This window comes from Myxococcus eversor, from assembly GCF_010894455.1.
Taxonomy (GTDB): domain Bacteria; phylum Myxococcota; class Myxococcia; order Myxococcales; family Myxococcaceae; genus Myxococcus; species Myxococcus eversor.
The window spans coordinates 39,744-59,522 of record NZ_JAAIXY010000024.1 but is presented as its reverse complement, the minus strand read 5'-3'; the positions used below and the strand labels follow the sequence as shown (position 1 = coordinate 59,522).

Genomic DNA, 19,779 nt, shown 5'->3' with positions numbered 1-19,779 from the left:
CCTGGCCGGCTACTCGCGGGGCTTCGCGTTGTGTGACAGCAGGCCCTGCACGTTGTAGGTGCGGGCCCCGTGGACGGTGAGGCGCACGACGTCGCCCTCTCCCACCGCTTCGACGCCCACCACTCGGCCAGGCCGGGAGCCGAGCAGCGTGTCCCCCGCGCGCAGCGCCGAGAGCGCCGTCCAGCCGGCGCCGTCGACGAAGAGGGGGTGGAGGCTGGAGGCCACGACAGAGCGCCCGTCCTCCAGCGTCAGCCGGTGCCAATGCGCGCGGGCGCGCTGCACGGCGGCCACCTGGTAGGCGTCCAGCTTCAGGGACGTCTCGTGCTGGGTGAGGACGCGCATGCCGGGCCGCACCAGCTCCGCCGGCAGCTCGCTCCCGTCCTCCATGAGGATGGGCTCCCACGGCGCGGGGCAGTACCCGCCCCCGTCGCTGCCACCGCCACCGCCGCCGCCGTCGACGCCGCCACCCACCGGCGAGTTGTACTGGGAGGCGAAGGCCGCGTTGCGGCCGGCGGCCGGCACGAACCACTTCGAGGCGCTCGCCCCGTACGCGTTGACGACGGACACCAGCAGGTACCAGACGGACGTCGCCGAGGTGCTGAGTGCGGATGCCGAGCCCGAGAACATGTAGCTCCAGCTCGCGCGGCCCTCATTGTTCGCCGAGGACTCGGTGGCGTCCCGGTACACCCTGTCCGTCAGCGCGACGTGCAGCACCTGGTGACGGAATGCACTTCCAGCAGTCGGCCGCACCCACAGCTCCACGCGCGCGTACCTCATGGCGTCGAAGTTGTCGTCCAGCGCCTGGGGCTGGAGGAAGATCTGCCACGTCGCCCAGGAGAGGGACGCGGTGGTGATGTTGTCCGCGCACTCCACCCGCACGCGGTCGATGTTGGGCGCGCCGCCGCGCACCGCGCCCTGGTTGTTGCCACGATAGAAGCAGCGGTTGCCGGGCCCCGGCCCGTCCAACGTCACCAGCCCCTTGTAGAAGAGCGCCTCGAGCGGGTAGCGGCCCACCTGGAGATTCTGGCTGGCCACCTTCAGCGCCACGCCCACGTTGTCCAGCTTCGCGCCCGCGACGGGCACTCCGCTGCCGTCCTCCGCGTAGTTGGACGTCTGCAACGTGTTGGCGCTCAGCAAGTCGAACGTCACCGACTTCCGCAAGCTGATGGCGTCCAGGTACACCGCCTTGCCGATATCCGCGGCGGCCGCGTTGAGCTCCCAGACGAGCAGGAGGCCAGTGCACCCGGCCGGGCACGCCCCCTTCACCTTGTACCGCTGGTACGCGGTGGTGAGTCCCGACACCACCGTGAGGGTGTTGGCACCCGCGTAGTTGCCCGAGGCGTCCAACCAGAAGAAGTACAGCCCTCCCCCCTGGTTGCCCGACAGCGGCGCGGACGACTTCAACCACGCCTCCGCGGAGAACTCGTCGCCCGCCGCGCAGGAAATCCGCTTCGTCCAGACAGCGGTGCGGTACCCGGCCGCGTTGAGAGGCACCCTGCGGCACCACCGGCCCTCCTTCGCGTTGGCCGGCTCCTCCACGAGGAAGTCCCCCTCCGGAGAGTTCCCCAGCGCAGCGGTGCCCGCCTCGCCGTAGCCGTTGGGCACCAGGTTGTCCGAGGGCGGCAGCAGCAGGTGCTGCGTGGCGATGGCGGCCGGCGCCACCTTGCTGGACGTCACCGCCCCCGGGCTCAGGAGGCCGGTGTCGACGCTGCCGTCGGGCACGTTGGACAGCGTCTGCGTCGCCACCGTGAGGGTATCCGGGTCCGCCACCACGGTGCCGCCCAGCACCCTCCAGCTTCCCTGGTTGCCGTTGGCGTAGAGAGCCTGCACCGCGCACTTCGCGCTCGTGGTGGACGTCACCCGCAGCGTCACCACCACGCGGCGCTCCGCAGGCCCTACGCGCTTGGGCTCAACGAGGTAGGCGTCAGCGTTGTTCGGGTCGTTCCCCGTGAAGACTGCCACCTGGAAGCCTTCCAGGAGGTGGGCGGGAAGCGTCTCCTCATGCGTCCAGCGGATGTCGAGGTACTTCGGTTTGATGACGCGCGGGCGCGGCTGGCCCGGCTCTCCGTCCTCGACAATGCCGCCCTGCATTTCCTGCTCGCGTGAGCGCATGGTGAGTCCCGCTAGGCCGGCGGCGTCGAGGACACCGTCATGGTGATGGAGGACGGCACCGTGGGCGCCGCCACCACCGTGAGGCTGACTGCGTTGGTGGAGTAGTTCCCGGTGGTGTCGATGGCCTTGAGGCGCACCACCTGGTTGACGCCGAGCGCCGGCAGGGCCCACTCGAAGGAGGTGGCGCGCACCTTGGCGATGAGGGAGGCCGTCTCCCAGCTCGAGCCCCCATACCGCAGCTCGTACATGTCCCTGTCGAGGTCCGGGATTTCCGCCCACCGAAGCGTGACGGTGTTGCCGTTGAGCGTGCACTGGAAGCCCGCCACGTCCGACGGGGGCGCCGCCTTGCCCAGTACGGTGTACGCCGCCTCGCTGAACGCGGTGGTGAAGCCTCCCAGCTCGGCCGCCACCTGCACCCGGTACGGCCCCGGCGCCACGTCCGCCAGCTCCCAGAAGTGCGTCTGGAGGCGGTCCTCGGCACTCCAGTTGCCCTCGGACAGGCGCCAGCGCACGACGTACGCGACGGCGCCGGGCCGCTGCGTCCACCGCGCGTTGAGCTGCACCCGCACCCCGCCGTTTGTCGTCTTGTAGAGCCCCTCCCCCACCACCAGCCCCTCGGGTGGGGATGACGAGGGCAGCACGGAGGTGGGCAGCGGCTGGAGCTTCACCCCCTGCTCCACTGCGGCGTACTTGCCCGGGTGGTGCGCCAGCGCCGTCACCTCGAAGACGTGCGGCTCCACCTCGGCGACGGCCAGCACGCGCCAGAGGGTGGGCACCAAGTCATTCGCCGCCAGCACCCAGACGGCTTGGGCCACGGGCGCGGCGGAGAACGGCGCGGCCAGCGTGAGGGCGCGGTAGGGCGCCGCCGGCAGGGTCGCCACCGGCCGCTCCTCCACCGTGCCGTCGGGCAGCACCACGGAGAGGGTGTACGTGTTCCCAGCCTCGAGGGTGACGTCCGCGTCCAGCTCCACGTGCGACGCGGTGGCCTCCACCACCCGCCCGCCCCAGCGCCGTCCCGCGCGCGTCGGGTCCACCACCTTCACGACGGCGCCGGGGTTGCGCAGGGCGCCTTCCATGCCCGTGCGGAACACCACCGTCTCCGTCTCCAGCCGCTCGGTGTGCAGCAGCCACCGGCCCACCCGCTGCGCCTGGCTGCGCGAGGTGCACCCCAGCGCCACCACGTCCGTGGGGTTGTAGCCGTAGTCGAGCATCCCCTCCTCGTCCGGCACGTGCTCCACCGCAGCCTTGTACTGGTTGCCGGGGTCATTCCACGTCACCAACGCCACGGTGTGCCGCGCGCGCCGCGAGGTGCCCGAGTAGGTGAAGAGGCCGTCCACCACGTTGGAGGGCGTGAAGAGGTACTCCGCGTCCCGGGGCGCGTCCTGGGCCACGTACACCGCGCCGCTGGCCCAGTAGACGAGTCCTCTGAAGATGGAGGCGAGGTTGCCCACCACCTGGTACGCCTCCGCCTGCGTCTGGAGGTAGAGGTTGCAGGTGAAGCGCGGCTCCATGCCGCCCTTGCCGTCCGGCACCAGCTCGTCGCAGTAGCGGGCCACCGTGTACAGGCCCCACTTGTCCACCTGGGCCTCGTCCAGATAGCGCCCCAGGCCGTACCGCTTCGTCGTCAACAAGTCGTACAGGCACCACGCCGGGTTGTCCGTCCACGCCACCTGGAAGGTGCCGTCCCACGTACCCGAGTACTCGCGCGTCGCTGGGTTGTAGTTGCTGGGCACCTTCACCTTCAGCCCGCGAATCCGGTAGCTGCGCGTGGGCACGCTGCCGAACTGCCGGGCCGACACCTCGAGGGCCACGATGGCGGTGTTCGGGAAGCTCAGCTTCTCGTCAATCAACGTCGCGTAGGACTTCCAGAACGTACGGTTCTGGAGGGCGACGGTGTCGGAGTCCGGCGTGAGGCGCCGCACGCGGATGTCCCACGGCGGGCTGCCGGTGAGCTCCACGCGGTACGTCCTCTCGTAGGGGCTGGTGCACTTCCCTCGGATGACGCCCGCGCCCTGCAGGTCCTGCTCCACCCAACCACCGCCGTTGCTCTGCACGTCGATGGCGACGTTGAGGGTGGACGGCTGCAAGTCCCCCGTCTCGGGGTGCTGGAACGTCAACTGCGGCACCTGCAGCGTGACGCGCACCGCGTCCACCTCCGCATCGAAGATGGTGCGGACGGCCGGCAGGTTCTTCTTCACCTCCGCGTTGACGTTGAACTCCGCCTCCGCCGCGGTGAAGCCAGGGATGTACTCCTGCCCCTGGGTGCCCGGGACGTCGTACACGGTGACGTCGCGGAAGTTGGGCGCGTCGTTGATGGTGTGAACCGGGACGCCGTCCAGGAAGACGCCCTTCAGCCCACCGACGAGTCCTTCGATTTCCCCCTCGCACAACACGTCCAGCACGCGCGCGTGCGCGGCGGACTTCAGCGTGTCCGGGGACTCCACAGGCGAGCGCTGGGCGTCGCCTCCGCCCTTCCCTCCGCTTCCCCCGCCCGCGCCTCGCAGCGCCCCCCGCTCAAGGTGCTTCGTCATGGGGCCGCTCCGGGTCCTCGTTCTTGGTGTTGTGCGAGAGGAAGCCCACCGTCTGGTACGTGTGCGCGCCCGCCACGGTGATGCGCACCACGGGGCCGCGCCCGGCCGCCTCCGCGCGGGCCACCACGCCGGGTCGCTCGCCGACGAGGCGCATGCCCGCGTCCAGGTGGCGCAGCTCCACCCAGTCGGCCTCCGTGCGCACCCGGTGGTTGTAGGTGCCCACCAGCTCCCGGCCGTCCTCCAGCACCAGGCGCCAGCACTCCGCCTCCAGGGTGGAGACGTGGGAGACGGGGTAGTCGCCCCACTCCAGCGTCACCTCGTCCTGGGTGCGCACCCACGCGCCCACGCGCACGTCACCCGCGTGCACCTCGCGGCCGTCCGAGAGGAGAATGGGCACCCACGGCGCCGGGCACCCTCCGCCCACGGGCCCCTGCCCACCCGGGCCGTGCTGGCCACTCCCGGAGCCGCCGAAGCCGCCGCCCGCGCTCCACTCGGTGGAGATGCCAGCGGACACCACGCAACTCCCCACCACCATTTCGCCGTAGCAGAGGGCCACCGGGTGGCCCTGGGCCAGCGTGTTCACCGGCCCGTTGAAGACGTAGTTGGGCTGGGTGTCGGGCTTCTCCAGCGGGCCCGTGGCCGAGGGCGGCTTGAAGAGGAGCTGCGCGGCGCCGCCCACCACGAGGCTGCTGCCCAGGGCGATGAGCTGTCCGCCCACCGCGCCGTAGTCGTAGACGGAGAGAACCGCGCCGCCGGCGATGAGCACCGCGCCCAGCACCACCTGGAGGACACCCGCCTGCTTCGCGCCCGCCAGGGCCGGGAGAATGGTGATGCGCTTCTCGCCCGTGACGACGCCCAGCTCCTTGGCGCCGACATCGCGCTCGCCGACGAGGACGTGGTAGCCGGGCGCGCTGTTCTCCGCGAGGTAGCGGCTGAAGCCCGCGCACACCGCGCAGAGGGCCCGCACCGCCTCCGCGGGCGAGGGCACTCCCAGCTCCAGCTTCCACTCCCGCCCGAAGCGAGCTCCCAGGGGCCCGCCGAGCACCACCGTCGTCAGCATAGGGTGCGATGCCGCACAACCTTCCGAGTCACCCGTGCCCAGAAGCCGCTGTACGTCTCCCTCTTGGAGAGCGAAGCCTGGAGGTGGTGGAGGACGACGTCCGCGCCCAAGTAGACGCCCGCGTGGTTGGGCACCTTCGCCCGGAGCTGCATGAGGAGGACGTCGTGCTCGCGCAGCGGCGAGCCCGTCACGTCGACGAAGCCCGCCTTCTCGTAGCCCTCCAGGTAGAGGTTCCCGCCCTTAGCCCACCAGTCGTCGGGGCGCTCAAAGTCGGGCAGCTCCAGGCCCAGCGTCTCGCGGTAGTAGTCGCGGATGAGGGAGAAGCAGTCCAGGACGCCGTGGGAGAACTCCCGGCCCAGCAACGGCGCGCGGTAGCCCGAGGGGTACAGCACCTGCCAGTGCCCCACCGGCACGTTGATGATGAGCCAGGGTAGGCCCCAGCGCTCGCACATCACGCGGTCCGCCTCGCTCGGCTCCGGGGAGGCGTTAGGGTGGGAGTGCACCACCGCCACCACCTCGCCTGCTGATTCGGCGCTCGCGAAGTCCTCTGGCGCAAGGTGGAAGTGGGCTTGGCCCGCAGCGAGGTTCCGGCAGGGCCGATAGACCAGCTCTCCCGCGACGCGCACCACCAACCCGCAGGACTCGCGAGGAAAATCCGCGCGGGCATGCGCAACAGCGGAGGCGACAGCGGCCGAGGAGAACTCGGGCGTGACTACGGGGGACATTCACACGCTCCGGAATCGATGCGCACCTAGCCACTCCAATAGTCGAGCACCCGGTAGACCGTGTCCGCGCGCCACTAGAGTGCCCGCTTAGAGCGGCAGGAGAACCATCATCCCTGGTAAGTAGGAAGACCGACGGTTACCACCGCCGTCATTGCGTCTTCATGCTCACGATGTGAACATTGGTAATAGGACTTACCAAGGGTTACCAATGACGGACTTCATTCAGATGATCGCCGACCTCGTTCGGCTCGGACTCCTAGGCGACCAAGCATCCATCCGCCGCCTCGCCTCCCGGCTCACCAAGGCTTCCGACAAACAGTCCCCAGATGAGGTCAGGCTCCGTGAACTTCTAGTCCCTCTGCTGAGCGAGTCGGAGCCGTCCAGGAGTCTTCGACGCTCAAATGATGGCCGCACACATCACATCAGTCGGGAATCGCCCCCCGTCGATGACTCCTCCTTCTTCCCCCTAGTCCATGTCGACGAAGCAGATGAGGCTCCGTCACCGTTCCTTCCGAACGACGTCGAGCGAGTGGTCCAGCAGGTGGTAGCCGAGAGAAAGCGCCCACAAGTCCTCCAAGCCGCCGGGCTAGAGCCAACTCGAACACTTCTACTCACGGGCGCCCCCGGGGTCGGAAAGACGATGACGGCGAGATACCTTGCTGCCCAGATCGGATGGCCACTTTTCACCGTAGACTTGGCGGCCCTAGTCTCTTCCCTGTTAGGGAAAACTGGGCAGAACTTGCGGCAAGCCCTGAACTTCGGCCAGCGAAACAGGTCAGTCCTCTTTCTCGACGAGTTCGACGCCCTCGCCAAGCGCCGAGACGATGACAGCGATGTTGGCGAGCTAAAGAGGATCGTCAACGTCCTGCTGCAGGAAATCGACCGGTGGCCTCCAACGGGGCTACTCGTTGCCGCGACAAACCATCCTGAACTTCTCGACCGAGCAGTGTGGCGACGTTTCGAACGGACTCTCAGCTTGCCCCTCCCAGACCTCGCTCTTCGCCACGCAATTCTCATACGGACGCTAGCAACTCACAACCAGTCGCTAGCTGACGGAGACGTCACCACACTTGCAATTGCGACCACCGGAATGTCAGGCTCCGACATAGGAAGACTAACCTCTGAAGCCATTCGAGATTTCGTAGTCGGAAATGACCCACACCTGACACCGATTCTCACAGCACGCGCGCTGAACTATTTGAAGCGCGGGTCGGAGGCACAACGCATTTCCTATGCTGGCTTGGCCAACGCCATGCTCGGCATGACGCAGCGCGAGATCGCGCAGCATCTAGACGTATCCCACGTCACTGTAGGAAAATACATACGGCACTGGGCAACCACCAACTCAACCAGCGGGCAAGACCTCAGGCCAAAGAGAAAAGCGGGGGCACAGTCGAATGGAAAAAAGCAATGATGGAAAGGGAAGTGGTGGTCGCGGCGGCCCAGAAGTTCGGCGCCCACTATTGGGTGGAGGGGAACATCTAAGGGAGGTTGTCACGATCGCGCAGGGCGGTCGCCCCAAGTTCCATCCACACACTTTAGCCGAAGCTCATGCACTGCTGGCACCACAGGCAGGGTCACTAGCAAAAGCAGTAACGAAAATGCCACAAGCATTAAGAGCGCGCCATATTGTCTTCGAAGCAACCCTGCTTCCAAACTACTTGGCGCCCTCATATTTTCCAACTGCATTGCTTGAGGCACATAGCCTCTATCCGGTCGGAACTCGCCAAGCAACGGGCGTCCTCAAAACAAAGAAGAAACAAAAAGACGACGCTCCAACCAAGACAATCCTAATTGCAGGCGACCCCGCTCACGTCCTCAGCTTCGCGAACGCAGCAATGCGCAGGCCCGTTGGAGAGAAGGACCCCGAATGGAGCAAGCTACGCGAACTCTCGGAAATCCGCTTGGCCACTCCAGACGACATCGTCAAAGCCCCTAAGGTGGCTCTTGGAGATGGCGAAGTCATCACGTGGGAGACCGTCCTCAATCCGATCGGGCGCAACAAGAATGAGCGGTCAGACCTGGAACCAGAGGCATTCCTACGCTGGGTCAAGCACATACGGGACCTCGATGGAGATGTTGACATCGAATTCCGTAGAGAACTAGGCGGCGTCATATTTGTCCCCATCGCACTTCACGCGGAAGCAATACATGAGGCCGCGCGATTCAACCTCGTGCGAGCCATTCGACCGATGCCGTCGATTCGACCGTATCGGCCGACGTTCCGACGAACTGCAAGCTCCTCTAAGAGACCAACTCCTCCAGCCGCAGATGCACGGCCTCTTACAAATGAGCGAGTGGCGATCTTCGACGGAGGCATTAATCAGCTGAGTCCTTACCTCCAACCATTCGTGACGGCCGAAGACCTAACTACGGCCGCTCCGACAAGTGAGGATATGAGACATGGCTCGATGGTAACAAGTGCTTTCCTCTTTGGCCACATTGCGCCTACCGACACAGTCCTCCAAACGCCTGTAGCCTATGTTGATCATTTTCGCGTCCTTCCCCTTGCCCCGTCGACCAAATTCGACCACGGCCTGTATCAATGCCTCGACTCCATCAAGAACACAGTCCGCGAGCGCAAATACAAGTTTGTAAACCTAAGTCTCGGTCCCGATGAAGTTGTTGACGACGGCGACCCTCATTACTGGACTTCGCAGCTCGACACTCTAGCCGAAGAATTGGGCGTTACGTTTTTCCTTGCTGCGGGAAACAATGGCAACGAAGACGGCAAGCTCGGCTTCAATAGAGTCCAAGTCCCTGGCGACATGGTAAACGGACTGGCCATTGGTGCGACAAGCACGCACGCAGGCAAAAAAGCCGTTCGAGCCAGCTACAGCGCCATTGGTCCAGGGCGTGCTGGCCAGCGTGTTCAACCTATTTGCGTTGCCTTTGGCGGATGTGACGAACTGCCTTTTGGTGGACTTGATCAGCGCGGCCGCTACGTCGAATCCGCAGGGACAAGCCTTGCGTCGCCACTAGCGATGCGCGGAGCGGTTCAACTTGGCACAATTCTAGGGAAGAAACGAACAACCCCTTCAGCCATTCGTTCCTTCAGTGCCCACTTTTCCGAGCGCGCACAGCGCGGGCACAATTCCATCGAACTAGGCTTCGGCCGCATACCTAGCTCATACAACGAAATCTTCGCATGCGCACCACATGAGGTGAGCGTCATCTACCAAGACACGCTCGCACGGGACGAAGTCGTTGCAATGCGGCTGCCCGTACCACGCACCGGCATTGACGAGTTCACAACCATCGAAATCGATTGGACGATAGCATTCACATCCAAAATCGACCCGTCGGATGCGACGGACTACACACTGAGCAGTATCGAAGAAATCTTTCGACCTCACGACCTGATTCGCTCTGCAACACGAAAAGACGAATCCATGGACGTGAGGCTCGACAAGATCGACACCGAACAACTAGTCCTCGATGGATGGACAATCAGCTACGCTCCGAAAGCCCATTCAAATCGGCTGAAATCTGGCCATGAGAGCTCCCGCCGAGCAGCAGGCAAATGGGAAACAATCCTCCGGGGTCGCGTTCGCTTCAGCGCCTCTGACCTCTACCTGCCGCGGCTAGACCTCATACATACAAGCCGTGACGACGGAGGACTCACCAGGAAAGTACCTCCCCTAAATATGACCATGGTGGCAACCATACGCGCGGACGCGAACGTTCCACTTTACGACCTAGTCCGACAGCAGTTCCGGATTCTATCCCCAATTGCGACCCACCTGCCTGTTCGTATCATAACAAGCGCATAGTCGGCGCGGCATCAACAGGCCAGCCCCGCATGACTTCCCTGCAATAAAGCAACGCTGCATCCTTCCAGCCAAACAGCACCCAAAGGAGAAATTGCGTGGCGACCAAGAAGAAGTCAGCACCTACGAAGACAGTCAAAAAAAGAGGAACCTCGAAGAAACCTGCGCTGAAGAAAAGAGCTCTCGGCAAGAGAACCACCGGTAAGTCGGCCGAAAAAGTCAAGGTTCGAACTGGTGGGCCCAAGAAGAAACTGCCGCGAAGGAGCACCTGATGAGCACGCCCTCATCTGGGCAACCATCTACTCCCAGCACTAGCGCAACCCCACACGCTAGCGAAGAAATGGATGTCGACCTACTTGCCAAGGAGTACGACGCATATACAGGTCGGGCTAGCGAGAACGTTCGGACGCTAGCTCTTGGAGCGGTCGCAATCATTTGGGTCGTGGCAGACCAGAGCCTCGGAGGACTACGGGGCGGGTTGCTCTTTTCTTGTTTTCTCGTCGTCGTCGCCCTGGCGCTGGATTTTCTTCAGTACGTAGTTGCTGCCAAGATTTATGGCTATCACCTAAACCAAGCAGAAAAGAAGGACTTGCAGGTCATCCCAATTGGAAATGCACGCCTGCTGATCAAAATTCCCTACCACGGGAAGATCTACTTCTTGTTCGCTGCCTACCTCTTGCTTGGAATCGTTGTGCTCGGGCGTGTAGGCAAGCCACCAATTCCACCTCTAAACACACCAGTAGAAGCATCTCCAAAGACACCAGCGAACCTTCTTCCCTCCACACCTATAGAGTCCCGTCCTCCGCCCACTCCTGAGTCGCTCGCTCAGCATGGCGGCCCGTGTCAACATTGAAGTCCGCGTACAGCGGCCGCTTTCGATCCGACGCATTGCGAAACAACCAAGCGTACATCTGCTCGGCGTTAGTTTGGAACGACATGGGCAGTCGTCACCGGAGCAATCCCACGCCCGGAAAGCCCCCGTACGGAAGAACGGCCGTAGCCCCGAAGCGCGCCTTGCAGCTTGAGAGGCGCTTCCCGCACCTGTCCTCGATGTGGCTGGACGTCGGCGAGTCATCGGCCCGAGCCACTGGAGGCCCAGCATAGCCACACCCCTCCCCTCGGTACTGCCACCCGCACATCTGGGTGATGACGCGGAGGGGGATGCGGACACCCTCCAGGTCACACCGCGCCGCGAGGGTGAACTCGATGAGGTGCTTGTTCTCCGTCGTCTTCGCATCCACGACGAACTCGTCGTCCGGGAAGCCCTCGGACGGGCTCGCGGTGGGGTTGACGCCACCGGGGAAGTTCACCGCGTCCAGGTAGCGGACGAAGGTGCGCTTGCGGATGACGCGAGCACCGAGCAGGTCGTTGCAGTCCCGAGCGAGGGCCCCCAGCGTGCCCTGGAGGTTGGCCATGGTGAGCGTGGGCCGGGGAAAGCGCCCGGTGCCCGACTTCTCGAAGCCGCGGGCCTGCACGGGCCAGGGCTGGTACGAGGCGCCCTGCCACACCACGGGCCCGCCCAGACCGTTAGTGCCCGCGTGGAAGTGGCTGATGCCGCCTCCGGGGATGGACGACGCGTCAAGGACGAAGAGCTCCACCAGGGCGCCTGGCTCCAACTTCTGGATGTCCTCGGCGATGCTCACAAGGCGCCCCTTGCCCGCGCGGTAGCGGCGCCGAAGGCAGAAGCAGCGAAAAGCGCGGCGACAAGAGCGTGGTGGTCCATCCTTCCCTCTTCGCCCGGGCGGTGGACGCCGTCCGTTGGAGCGCGGTTCGCTACCAACTCGCATCACCCGAAAGATTCGCGCGGCCTCGACTTAGGAATAACCGTCGCTATCTCCAGCGAACGGCGCCCAATGAATGATCACCTCGATCAACATGGACCAACCCATTCGGATGACGGTAGCGCAAGAGCGGTGGACACCTTGTCATCCCGAGACCAAGAGAACATATACTGTCCCATCGCAACGATCATAGAGTAGGCGATTCCATGCAGGCCTGGAGGACCAATGTCAAGCAGGGGTTTCTTTGTGGGCCAAGTCATCGACGACCTAGACGCCATTGCCAGCCAAGTCAGAGCGCGGTGTGCGCTGGGTCAAACTGACTTAAACGGAGTACTTGAGAACTTCTTCCGAGATGTCCTGAACCTTGTTCGTGGGATCAATCTCACGAACCTAAATGCAGATCGGAGCAACGAGCCAGGGCTCGATCTTGGCGACGAAACAGAAAAGATAGCATTTCAAATCACCTCACGCTCGGACGCCACAAAGATCAACTCCACACTAAAGAAGATAACAGACGAGCAGCGCACCAAGTTCAAGACGGTTTTCGTGCTCATCATTGGGGAAAAGAAAGCAAAGTACGATCTTGACCCGGACGCCGCCTCAGCTCTGAACTTCACAAGCAAAAATGTGGTCGACATGACCGACCTGGGCCGCGAGATCCTGGGCCTAGACATTACAACGCTTCAGTCCGTTCATAGAAAGGTAGCAAACGAGCAGGCTCGAATTCGCATTGAACTCGAACCACGACTGCCAGGAGGCGGATACGCGACCACAATCGCTGATTTCGTCGAACCCATGCCAACAGTAATCCGATCGGATGCAACCATCTTCTTCAGTGATGAAACGACCGAAAGTCTCTTCACAAGCGTGGATGACGCCCGCGACAGACTGGACGAATTCATTACAAAGCTAAGTTTCCTGCCTCGTCTAACCAGAGAACTCTATGGCTGGCTTATAGACCAGACATCAGCCACACTCGAGCCTGGCCGTTCGGCTCGCGTGAACTACGACCTCGTAAACCGCAAGGTCCAACTGGCAGACACAGAAGGAGACTTGCGACTCCTTTCCGAAATGGATTTCATCGAGCGCGATGAGCCTACCGAATACGGCCGTTCCGCCCACTGGCGCATCTTGTTTCCTGTCACCCGTCGCTCAAATTTCAGCGATGCCTTCATGCCCTTCCTGTTCGCCAAACGCCTCAAAGCAGCAACACTGATGTCGACAATGAACTTTGAACCCTTTGGCCCAACCCCCACCAAAGCACTCAAATCTGGACTCTGAGCTACGCGCGTGGCCGTGATGCCCTTAGTGGCTACGCGCCCCGGCGAGGGCAAATGCTATATATTTACATTACCCATTGAAATAGTGAGGCGGCTAGCGATCCCAGGTAAGAACACGCCTTACCCCACCGCCTCCTGGAACTCGGCGCTGACGTCGTGCGAGTTGAAGCCCTTCGCCGTGGACGACCAGCTCTCGCAGACGACGCGCGCTACACGCTCGCCCTTGGCCGTGAAGGTGAGCGCCGCACCAAGCACTGGGGCAGCGGCGAAGGTGACAAGTCCGGAGCTGGAGAGCACGTAGTCCACGCCCGCGGATAGGAGCACCCCGTTCCGGTACACCTGCGGAGGTGCCGTCCAGCCAGTCGCCGGCACCCGCTCGTCGGGCACCTCCGGAGACACGGGCCGCTCGAGGAGGTACTGCGTGCGCACCCCGTCCCCGGTGCCCACCGGGAAGCCGGTGACGTCCCAGGCGCTGGACGGCACGACGAACTCGAAGGGCTCCACGCCCCTCCGGGCCTGGAGAAAGGCCTCGATGGCGTCGGCATCCACCTTCCGGCGGGCGTTGAACTGGAGAGCCCAGCGCGGGAGGACAGTACGCATGCCGTCCTCCGAGCGCTGGGCATAGCCGTCACCGAACTGAGCCTTCAGGACACGCGGCTGAGTCTGCTGCTGGGCGCCGTAGTCCGGCACGTGGGGGAAGCGCTCCATGCCCAACAGCGTCGCCGGCATGGTGGACGGGGTCCGGCAGCACTTCGAAGCGAGGCCTCGTTGCAGCCCATCTGACCAAGCCAAAAACAAGAGACAGAGGCGCTTAGGTCCCTCGGAACGACTCCTAACAAGATCTAGGTGAGCCCCAGTGGAGGGGCTCGTGCATGACCAATAAAACAGGAATTACAAATCACTATATCCTTCTTGAAACAGCAACCGCCGACACAGGCGATGGCTTTCTCCGTGGAGTCGAGCGCTGGAGCAATCCAATAACGTTCGACTGGATCGAGTTCGACCTGAGCAAGCCCCGCTTCAGACGAATCGTCGCGGATGCCAGTTCACCTGGGCCATGGGAGGGCATTTCCCATGACTAGTTGAACGGCACATCGAAGCCCTGAACCTGATGCCCCGCATGCTCCTCGTTCGGGACTCCGGGCAGCCACGCAGCGCAGGTGGCGCACCAGTGGACGGTGCATCCACCCGCGAGGACCTGGGCGGCCAGCTCCGGGTGGACGAGGAGCAGGTCCAGCGCACCGGAGCGGTGAGCCCGGGGAATACCGGCCCGGTTCATCTGCTCGACGAGAGCCTCCACGCGCGCCCACGCGGCGCGGGAGACGTGGAGGCCGTCAATCCGGACAGTAGAGCCAGCAGGGGCCTTCCGCCGCTCAGGGCGCGTCTTGCTTCTATCGTGTGGCACGGCGGCCTTCTACCCCACCCCGCCTTCAGCGCCATGGGGCGAGTCCGTCAGCACGGTAGCGCGGAGGACGGCAACGGCTTCCCGTGTCGTCCACTCGTGCGCCGCACGGGCCCGCGCGTACCGCATCCTCGCAGCCGGACTCCCGTCCCGCTCCGCCACCGCCCGCTGCAGCTCCCTCTCCACTTCCCCGAGACGCTGAACGAGCGCCTCCCGCCGAGCCCTGTCGTCCATGGCCCAGGGGAAAAGCAGGAGGTGTGCCGACCTCCGAAAGGAGCATTCTGAGCGCAGCGTCTTGGCCTCCTACTTCTTCGGAGGAGGGGGCTTTGGCCGTCGCCAAACGACCGTCTTCTCCGGTTCCTCTTCTGCGTATGCCTGGAGCTGCGCCGGACTGGGGCCCAGACCAGCAGGGCGGGCTGGAGGCGCCGGCTCGGGCGCAACACGGGAAGGCTGTTGCTGACGCGCGCGGCGTCTCTCGTGCCGTTGGCGTAGGGCCTGTAGACTCTCAGGATGCGCACGGCCTTGTGCAATCCCGGACATCATGCTGATGCCCCCATGAACAGCACCGGCTGCAGCCCCTCCGAGAACGGCTCCAATCAGCAGCCCCATCACGGTCCCAGCAAGCCCGGCAGAACTCCCGAGGAATCCTACGAACAGGGTTATGCCGAAGAACGTCACCGAGCGAGGGTGGACCAAGAACAGCAGAAGGCCCCCGCCAAGAGCGGCAAGGATGAACAGGTGTCCCACGAAGGCCATCTCGGCACATCCCCCGTTGTTCAACGTAGGTAGCCTAGCGCATCAGGTGTTTCCGCGCTTCGGCACCGACGCGATCCCTTGCGTCTTCAGGCCGCCATCGCTGCGCGACACGACCTCCGTTCTGGTGTCGGCATAGCCCCCAACCGAGCAACTTGGTCCAACGGACGCCGTCCTCTCGGTGCAGGAGGCTTCCTCCCAGGCCCCACCACAAGACGCCCACGACGTTCCCCCCAGTCGTGTGGCGCCGCCCCCTTCCCGGTGTGTACGGCTCCGGGGAGGGGATGCCTTTCCTGGAGGTGCCATGCCCGTCTGCAACCCACCCTCCCCCGTCGAGCCGCTCTCATTCCTCTTCGAGCAGCACCCGGTGCGCGTCGTCGTCGAGTCCGGCGAGCCGTGGTTCGTCGCGGGCGACATCGCCGTGGCCCTCGGCTCGTTACCGCATTGCCAGCGACATGACGCGCTCGCTGGCCGCAGACGAGAAGGGATACGCGGAAGTGCGTACCCCTGGCGGCACCCTGCGAATGGCCGTGGTGAACGAGTCCGGCATGTACCGGGCCACCTTCGGCTCACGAGTGTAGCGCGCGGAGAAGTTCAAGCGCCGGCTGGCCCACGACGTCGTCCCCTCCATCCGGAAGACGGGGAAATACTCCGTCGTCCCGGAGCCCCAGCCGCCCGACCCGGTGGCCGCCTTGCTCGCCCAGCCGAAGTCCACCCTCCTCCAAACATTGCACATTTGGAGCCCGAGAGAGAGGGAATGCCCCACGCAGCCAAGACTCCCTACAACCAGTGCTTTGCACATCAACAATCAGGACACAATGGGATCACCTCGAACCAGGGCAAAATCTACCCATGATGCCATCAGTTCAACGCTATGATATAAGTGACCACGACACGCAAGGACGCCGGGGGGCCTGACCATGCGAATCGCGCTCATTGCAGCATTGCTCTTTTGGATGCACCCAACCGTAGCGAGTGCCCAGACAGACAAGAATATATTCCCATCGGGATGTAAGCCTTCTAAAACTAGCTCGCCCCGGAAGGCGCTTTTGATCGGGAACACCAACTACGCGGCGCTGCCCGCCTTGAGCAACCCTGCTCGCGATGTCGACTCAATGGCCGAAGCACTTGAGCGCCGAGGCTTTGCAGTCACCATCTGCAAAGACCTTCGCGGCGGCAACATCGGCGTCGCCGTCGAAACCTTCGTCGACATACTCTCCAACGACGACACAGCACTATTCCATTACGCGGGGCATGGAGCCGAGTCAAACGGCATAAACTATTTACTTGGCATTGATCACACCCCGAACAGGCCCCGCCGAACAAGCCTGCAGTCACTCTTGTCTCAGTTCAGCCAAAGAAACTACTCCGGCCTCAACATCATGATATTCGATGCTTGCCGCACGGACCCGAGCCGCCAAGGCGAAGGAGTCGGCTTTGTTCCTGAAGCCGGAGTGGACGGGGCATACATCGTCTTCTCCACCCAACCAGGCAACGCCGCCTCCGACGGATTGCCAAACACCAATAGTCCTTTCGCCTCAGCGATACTGGCAACTCTCGACAAATTCGACGGCGACGACATTGACATGATGTTCAGGCGAGTCACGACATTGGTCCTCACAGCCAGCCAAAAGACGCAACGCCCCTGGGTGCAACACTCACTCACGGAAGGCTCATTCTCCTTCCGTAAGTCTGAACCTCAACCTCAGCCACAGCCTCAAACACGACCCCAACCTCAACCACTCAGCACCAACACCCAACGCGCGCCCGGGACCTAGTCAACATGCCAAGTCCATTTCGAATCAATGTGACTCACCGACTCCTAATGACTGGCTTACTCTCGATCGGATTTTCCTCCTACGCGCAGCAGGCAATCTCGCTTCGAAGGCCTCAGGAGATCAATCCTGCCAATGGACCACTGCGCGGCGAGGTTCGAAAACTAAAGCCGCTTGTCCTCGCTCCCAACATTACATTCAACTTTGACGGAGACGGAGCAAGCCCACTTCCCCGGGTTCAAGCACAGTCCGAGCGCTATCTTATGGGCGATACCAATTCGCCAAGATCGCTACTCCTTCAGCTTCGCCTGGACATAAACCCAAAACCAAATACCGGCTCTCCTGAAACAGTAGCCAAGCGCATTCGGTCGGTCGCAGGAGTTGGGAATGCAAACGCTGGACTACGCTTTTCATGGTTCCCAGAGGCCGTCAACTCGGACCCGAACGACGGATCGATTGGACTCGACTTTCGAGTGGCAGGACAAGGAGGCTACCAGGCCGCCGACACTGTGCAGCCAGAGCAGTCATCTACCCAAGGCAAGCTGGAAAAATCGAGCTTCGCAATCGGAACAGTCGAGGCCACTCTTGCAGTATGGCTAGCCTCCTTTTATCTAGGAGTGCAGTACAATCACTACTGGGTCTCTAAGGGCGCAGACAGCGCACTTCATCAAGAGCTAAACAAAAGCAGTGGCTTATCGGCCACTCTCACTGTCCCAGTAAGACTCGGCTCACAAAACAGCCAGCCGAACGCAACAACCCCCCGAGAGCTGTATTTCCAGCTCGGGGCGACTGGCAAAGCGGACTTGTCCGACATCGTCTTCTCGACTTCGCTGGCAGCGACATTTGAGCCCCTGTAGGCATTTGCCTCACCCCATTCAACTGATTGCACAAGTTCCTTCCTAGTCTTTACGACTTCCCGCAACTCCAGGCACAGCTCTACCCTCTGCGCCCTCTGAAATTGTAGAGATATCCCCCGGGCTGCATCTCCCGGACGATGACGCGCGTGACGATGGCCTCCATCCCGCGCGCGAGATTCTCCGCGTCCCCCTTCCCGCCTGACGACTGCACCTCCGACGTCACCGAGCCGTCCTGCCCGAAGTGGTTGACCACCGAGACGGTGACGTCGCCCCCACCCTCCCCGCCGGCGGGAGGATGTCAGCCTTGCTCGGCACTGACAGCCTCAGCGCCCATGGTTGCTCGGCCCCCAGGCCAGATTATTGACGCCTCCGCCCAGCCGAAGTCCGCCCTCGACCAACTCACTGCGGACATGGCGGAGGAGAACGAGCGCCGGCCGCCCAGTTCGGCGAGCAGCAGCGCCAGCTCGAGGCCCAGGCGCCCGCGGTGAAGCTGGCCGACGACTTCCTCTCTACCACGCGGCTGATGAGTCTCATGGATACGGCCAGGCACCTGCGCCTGCCCATCCGCGACTTCTTCCAGTGGCTGGAGCGGGACGCGGTGTGCTTCAAGAAGGACAAGGACAGTCCGTGGGTGCCCTTCGCGTCCTTCATCCGGGACGGCCGTCTCGTGTACCAGGTGCGTGTGCTGCGCCGGCAGAAGCCCGGCCAGGACGAGCCCCACACCCGCCCCCAGACGCTGGTGACGCCCGCTGGGGTGGCGTGGTTCGCGAAGAAGTACGGGCACCTCTCCGTGCCGAAGGAGCCCGAGCAGGTGCCGCTGCTGCTCGCGTCCACCGGGCAAGCCTGACGGAGCGCTTCGGGCACGTGGTATGCAGCCACGCGGACTCCATGAATCAGACCTCCGTGCCGTCGAGCCGCGTCCCCTCCTCCTACCTCGCGTTGCTCCACTCCCTCGCACTCCTGTCGCTCACGGGCTGCGGCCCAGACAACGCGCCCTTCGGAGTGCTGGGCACGATTGATGGGGAGTACGGCGGCGAGTGGCGGCACTTCAGCGACAACCAGGGTGGCTCCGCTGTTTCACCTGTACGCGACGCCCGACCCAATGCCAGCAGAATCCAAGTCTGCGGAGCCGACGATGACGGCTCTCGCAAGAACATGTACGACGATACCGGGCTCTGCTTCCTCATCGACGTCGACACGGCGCTGCTCGGAACAGGACCCACAACCCTCGTGATTGATGGACTGGCAAAAGCGCCTGAGGGGTGGGCCGCACACGAGACCGCCTTCGCGCCTCGCCAGGGACACAGCCCAGCCGTCCAGTCCGCATTCGCCAGCTCCTTCTGTTACGAGGGCCCGTATCAATCAGGCGACATGCACCTTGAGGTGACTGGGACCATGGATCTGTGGGTGAACGACGCCACGCGCGTCGCGGGCCATCTCGTCCTGGAGACTGTGGGCGAGACCAATGGACGGTGCCCGACCCGCAAGGCACGAGCGAACGTCGAGTTCGACCTCGAGCCTCGCCCTGCTCGGACGGGTCTCCCAGTCATTGAATGACCCACGCGTCCGCCTCGGGCGAGCGGAGCCGGGCCTCCCAGGCCCGGACGGCACGCCCCGAACGCCTTCGCTTCCAGTTGCAGGCACCGCCACCGCCTGACCATCCCGCGGTCACGGAACCGGACGTCAAGCCACTGTGCGCACAGATTGACCGGCTCTCTCTCGTAGCGGAAGCT

Annotated in this window: 17 protein-coding genes and 1 pseudogene; 9 read left to right on the top strand and 9 right to left on the bottom strand. The window is 63.4% G+C overall.

Annotation, left to right across the window (positions count from 1 at the left end; genetic code table 11):
• Positions 1-9: 9 nt before the first annotated feature.
• The 4 genes from G4D83_RS36900 to G4D83_RS36885 are packed head-to-tail and all read right to left on the bottom strand — an operon-like array spanning position 10 to position 6,428.
• Positions 10-2,112 carry a Hint domain-containing protein gene (locus tag G4D83_RS36900; RefSeq protein WP_163869603.1) on the bottom strand — a complete coding sequence of 701 codons (2,103 nt, stop codon included), beginning with the start codon at positions 2,110-2,112 and terminating at the stop codon, positions 10-12.
• Positions 2,113-2,123: 11 nt separating this feature from the next.
• Positions 2,124-4,643, bottom strand: coding sequence for a TipJ family phage tail tip protein (locus G4D83_RS36895; RefSeq protein WP_163869602.1), 2,520 nt, complete (start codon positions 4,641-4,643; stop codon positions 2,124-2,126).
• Positions 4,627-5,703 carry a tail assembly protein gene (locus tag G4D83_RS45695; RefSeq protein ID WP_205522811.1) on the bottom strand — a complete coding sequence of 359 codons (1,077 nt, stop codon included), beginning with the start codon at positions 5,701-5,703 and terminating at the stop codon, positions 4,627-4,629. Before G4D83_RS45695 ends, G4D83_RS36895 begins: the two co-directional genes overlap by 17 nt.
• Entirely contained in the window at positions 5,697-6,428 is a 732-nt protein-coding gene (locus G4D83_RS36885) for a C40 family peptidase (protein ID WP_163869601.1), read from the bottom strand. The genes G4D83_RS45695 and G4D83_RS36885 overlap by 7 nt, the downstream gene beginning before the upstream one ends.
• A gap of 208 nt (positions 6,429-6,636) precedes the next feature.
• Here G4D83_RS36885 and G4D83_RS36880 point away from each other — a divergent pair, with 208 nt between their 5' ends.
• From G4D83_RS36880 to G4D83_RS36865, 4 genes are all read left to right on the top strand, one after another.
• Entirely contained in the window at positions 6,637-7,842 is a 1,206-nt protein-coding gene (locus G4D83_RS36880; RefSeq protein WP_205522810.1) for an AAA family ATPase, read from the top strand.
• A complete protein-coding gene (locus G4D83_RS36875) occupies positions 7,826-10,201 on the top strand; it encodes a S8 family peptidase (protein WP_163869600.1) in 2,376 nt (791 codons plus the stop codon). Before G4D83_RS36880 ends, G4D83_RS36875 begins: the two co-directional genes overlap by 17 nt.
• Positions 10,202-10,296: 95 nt before the next feature.
• A complete protein-coding gene (locus G4D83_RS36870; RefSeq protein WP_163869599.1) occupies positions 10,297-10,470 on the top strand; it encodes a hypothetical protein in 174 nt (57 codons plus the stop codon).
• Positions 10,470-11,051: a hypothetical protein gene (locus tag G4D83_RS36865; RefSeq protein ID WP_163869598.1), complete on the top strand. Its 582-nt coding sequence runs from the start codon at positions 10,470-10,472 to the stop codon at positions 11,049-11,051. The genes G4D83_RS36870 and G4D83_RS36865 overlap by 1 nt, the downstream gene beginning before the upstream one ends.
• Before the next feature lie 94 nt (positions 11,052-11,145).
• Here G4D83_RS36865 and G4D83_RS36860 read toward each other — a convergent pair whose 3' ends face one another.
• Positions 11,146-11,841, bottom strand: a complete 696-nt coding sequence (locus tag G4D83_RS36860) for a phage minor tail protein L (RefSeq protein WP_205522809.1) — start codon at positions 11,839-11,841, stop codon at positions 11,146-11,148.
• A 384-nt stretch (positions 11,842-12,225) separates the two neighbouring features.
• Between G4D83_RS36860 and G4D83_RS36855 the strand changes: the two genes are divergently transcribed.
• Positions 12,226-13,260 (top strand): SMEK domain-containing protein, encoded by a 1,035-nt coding sequence (locus tag G4D83_RS36855; RefSeq protein ID WP_163869596.1) that lies wholly within the window; start codon positions 12,226-12,228, stop codon positions 13,258-13,260.
• A gap of 119 nt (positions 13,261-13,379) precedes the next feature.
• On the opposite strand, the gene G4D83_RS36850 is transcribed toward G4D83_RS36855, so the two are convergent.
• Positions 13,380-13,988 carry a phage tail protein gene (locus G4D83_RS36850; protein ID WP_163869595.1) on the bottom strand — a complete coding sequence of 203 codons (609 nt, stop codon included), beginning with the start codon at positions 13,986-13,988 and terminating at the stop codon, positions 13,380-13,382.
• 143 nt (positions 13,989-14,131) lie between these two features.
• Here G4D83_RS36850 and G4D83_RS36845 point away from each other — a divergent pair, with 143 nt between their 5' ends.
• Positions 14,132-14,341: a hypothetical protein gene (locus G4D83_RS36845; protein WP_163869594.1), complete on the top strand. Its 210-nt coding sequence runs from the start codon at positions 14,132-14,134 to the stop codon at positions 14,339-14,341.
• On the opposite strand, the gene G4D83_RS46555 is transcribed toward G4D83_RS36845, so the two are convergent.
• Complete coding sequence (locus tag G4D83_RS46555) at positions 14,338-14,538, bottom strand: hypothetical protein (protein ID WP_240357038.1); 201 nt, start codon at positions 14,536-14,538, stop codon at positions 14,338-14,340. The two genes, G4D83_RS36845 and G4D83_RS46555, sit on opposite strands and share 4 nt — an antisense overlap.
• A gap of 1,312 nt (positions 14,539-15,850) precedes the next feature.
• Positions 15,851-16,129, bottom strand: a complete 279-nt coding sequence (locus tag G4D83_RS36835) for a hypothetical protein (RefSeq protein ID WP_163869593.1) — start codon at positions 16,127-16,129, stop codon at positions 15,851-15,853.
• A gap of 205 nt (positions 16,130-16,334) precedes the next feature.
• On the opposite strand from G4D83_RS36835, the gene G4D83_RS36830 reads away from it, so the two are divergent.
• On the top strand, positions 16,335-17,192 hold the full coding sequence (locus G4D83_RS36830; RefSeq protein ID WP_163869592.1) for a caspase family protein: 858 nt from the start codon (positions 16,335-16,337) through the stop codon (positions 17,190-17,192).
• Positions 17,193-18,125: 933 nt separating this feature from the next.
• On the opposite strand, the gene G4D83_RS36825 is transcribed toward G4D83_RS36830, so the two are convergent.
• The gene (locus G4D83_RS36825) at positions 18,126-18,299 is read right to left on the bottom strand and encodes a hypothetical protein (protein ID WP_163869591.1); all 174 of its coding nucleotides are present in this window, start codon (positions 18,297-18,299) and stop codon (positions 18,126-18,128) included.
• Positions 18,300-18,515: 216 nt separating this feature from the next.
• Here G4D83_RS36825 and G4D83_RS36820 point away from each other — a divergent pair.
• Together G4D83_RS36820 and G4D83_RS36815 are read left to right on the top strand one after the other, a co-directional pair.
• Positions 18,516-18,893, top strand: a pseudogene (locus G4D83_RS36820) (phage antirepressor KilAC domain-containing protein); the annotation flags it as partial.
• A 41-nt stretch (positions 18,894-18,934) separates the two neighbouring features.
• The gene (locus tag G4D83_RS36815; RefSeq protein WP_163869589.1) at positions 18,935-19,603 is read left to right on the top strand and encodes a hypothetical protein; all 669 of its coding nucleotides are present in this window, start codon (positions 18,935-18,937) and stop codon (positions 19,601-19,603) included.
• Positions 19,604-19,779 lie beyond the last annotated feature (176 nt).

What these genes read in the sequence shown, in the direction of transcription:
- G4D83_RS36900 (WP_163869603.1), bottom strand. Translation starts at nt 2,112, where the DNA reads ATGCGCTCACGCGAGCAGGAAATGCAGGGCGGCATTGTCGAGGACGGA.
- G4D83_RS36880 (WP_205522810.1), top strand. Translation starts at nt 6,637, where the DNA reads ATGACGGACTTCATTCAGATGATCGCCGACCTCGTTCGGCTCGGACTC.
- G4D83_RS36845 (WP_163869594.1), top strand. Translation starts at nt 14,132, where the DNA reads ATGACCAATAAAACAGGAATTACAAATCACTATATCCTTCTTGAAACA.
- G4D83_RS36865 (WP_163869598.1), top strand. Translation starts at nt 10,470, where the DNA reads ATGAGCACGCCCTCATCTGGGCAACCATCTACTCCCAGCACTAGCGCA.
- G4D83_RS36830 (WP_163869592.1), top strand. Translation starts at nt 16,335, where the DNA reads ATGCGAATCGCGCTCATTGCAGCATTGCTCTTTTGGATGCACCCAACC.
- G4D83_RS45695 (WP_205522811.1), bottom strand. Translation starts at nt 5,703, where the DNA reads ATGCTGACGACGGTGGTGCTCGGCGGGCCCCTGGGAGCTCGCTTCGGG.
- G4D83_RS36885 (WP_163869601.1), bottom strand. Translation starts at nt 6,428, where the DNA reads ATGTCCCCCGTAGTCACGCCCGAGTTCTCCTCGGCCGCTGTCGCCTCC.
- G4D83_RS36875 (WP_163869600.1), top strand. Translation starts at nt 7,826, where the DNA reads ATGGAAAAAAGCAATGATGGAAAGGGAAGTGGTGGTCGCGGCGGCCCA.
- G4D83_RS36895 (WP_163869602.1), bottom strand. Translation starts at nt 4,643, where the DNA reads ATGACGAAGCACCTTGAGCGGGGGGCGCTGCGAGGCGCGGGCGGGGGA.
- G4D83_RS36850 (WP_163869595.1), bottom strand. Translation starts at nt 13,988, where the DNA reads ATGCCGGCGACGCTGTTGGGCATGGAGCGCTTCCCCCACGTGCCGGAC.
- G4D83_RS46555 (WP_240357038.1), bottom strand. Translation starts at nt 14,538, where the DNA reads ATGAACCGGGCCGGTATTCCCCGGGCTCACCGCTCCGGTGCGCTGGAC.
- G4D83_RS36815 (WP_163869589.1), top strand. Translation starts at nt 18,935, where the DNA reads ATGAATCAGACCTCCGTGCCGTCGAGCCGCGTCCCCTCCTCCTACCTC.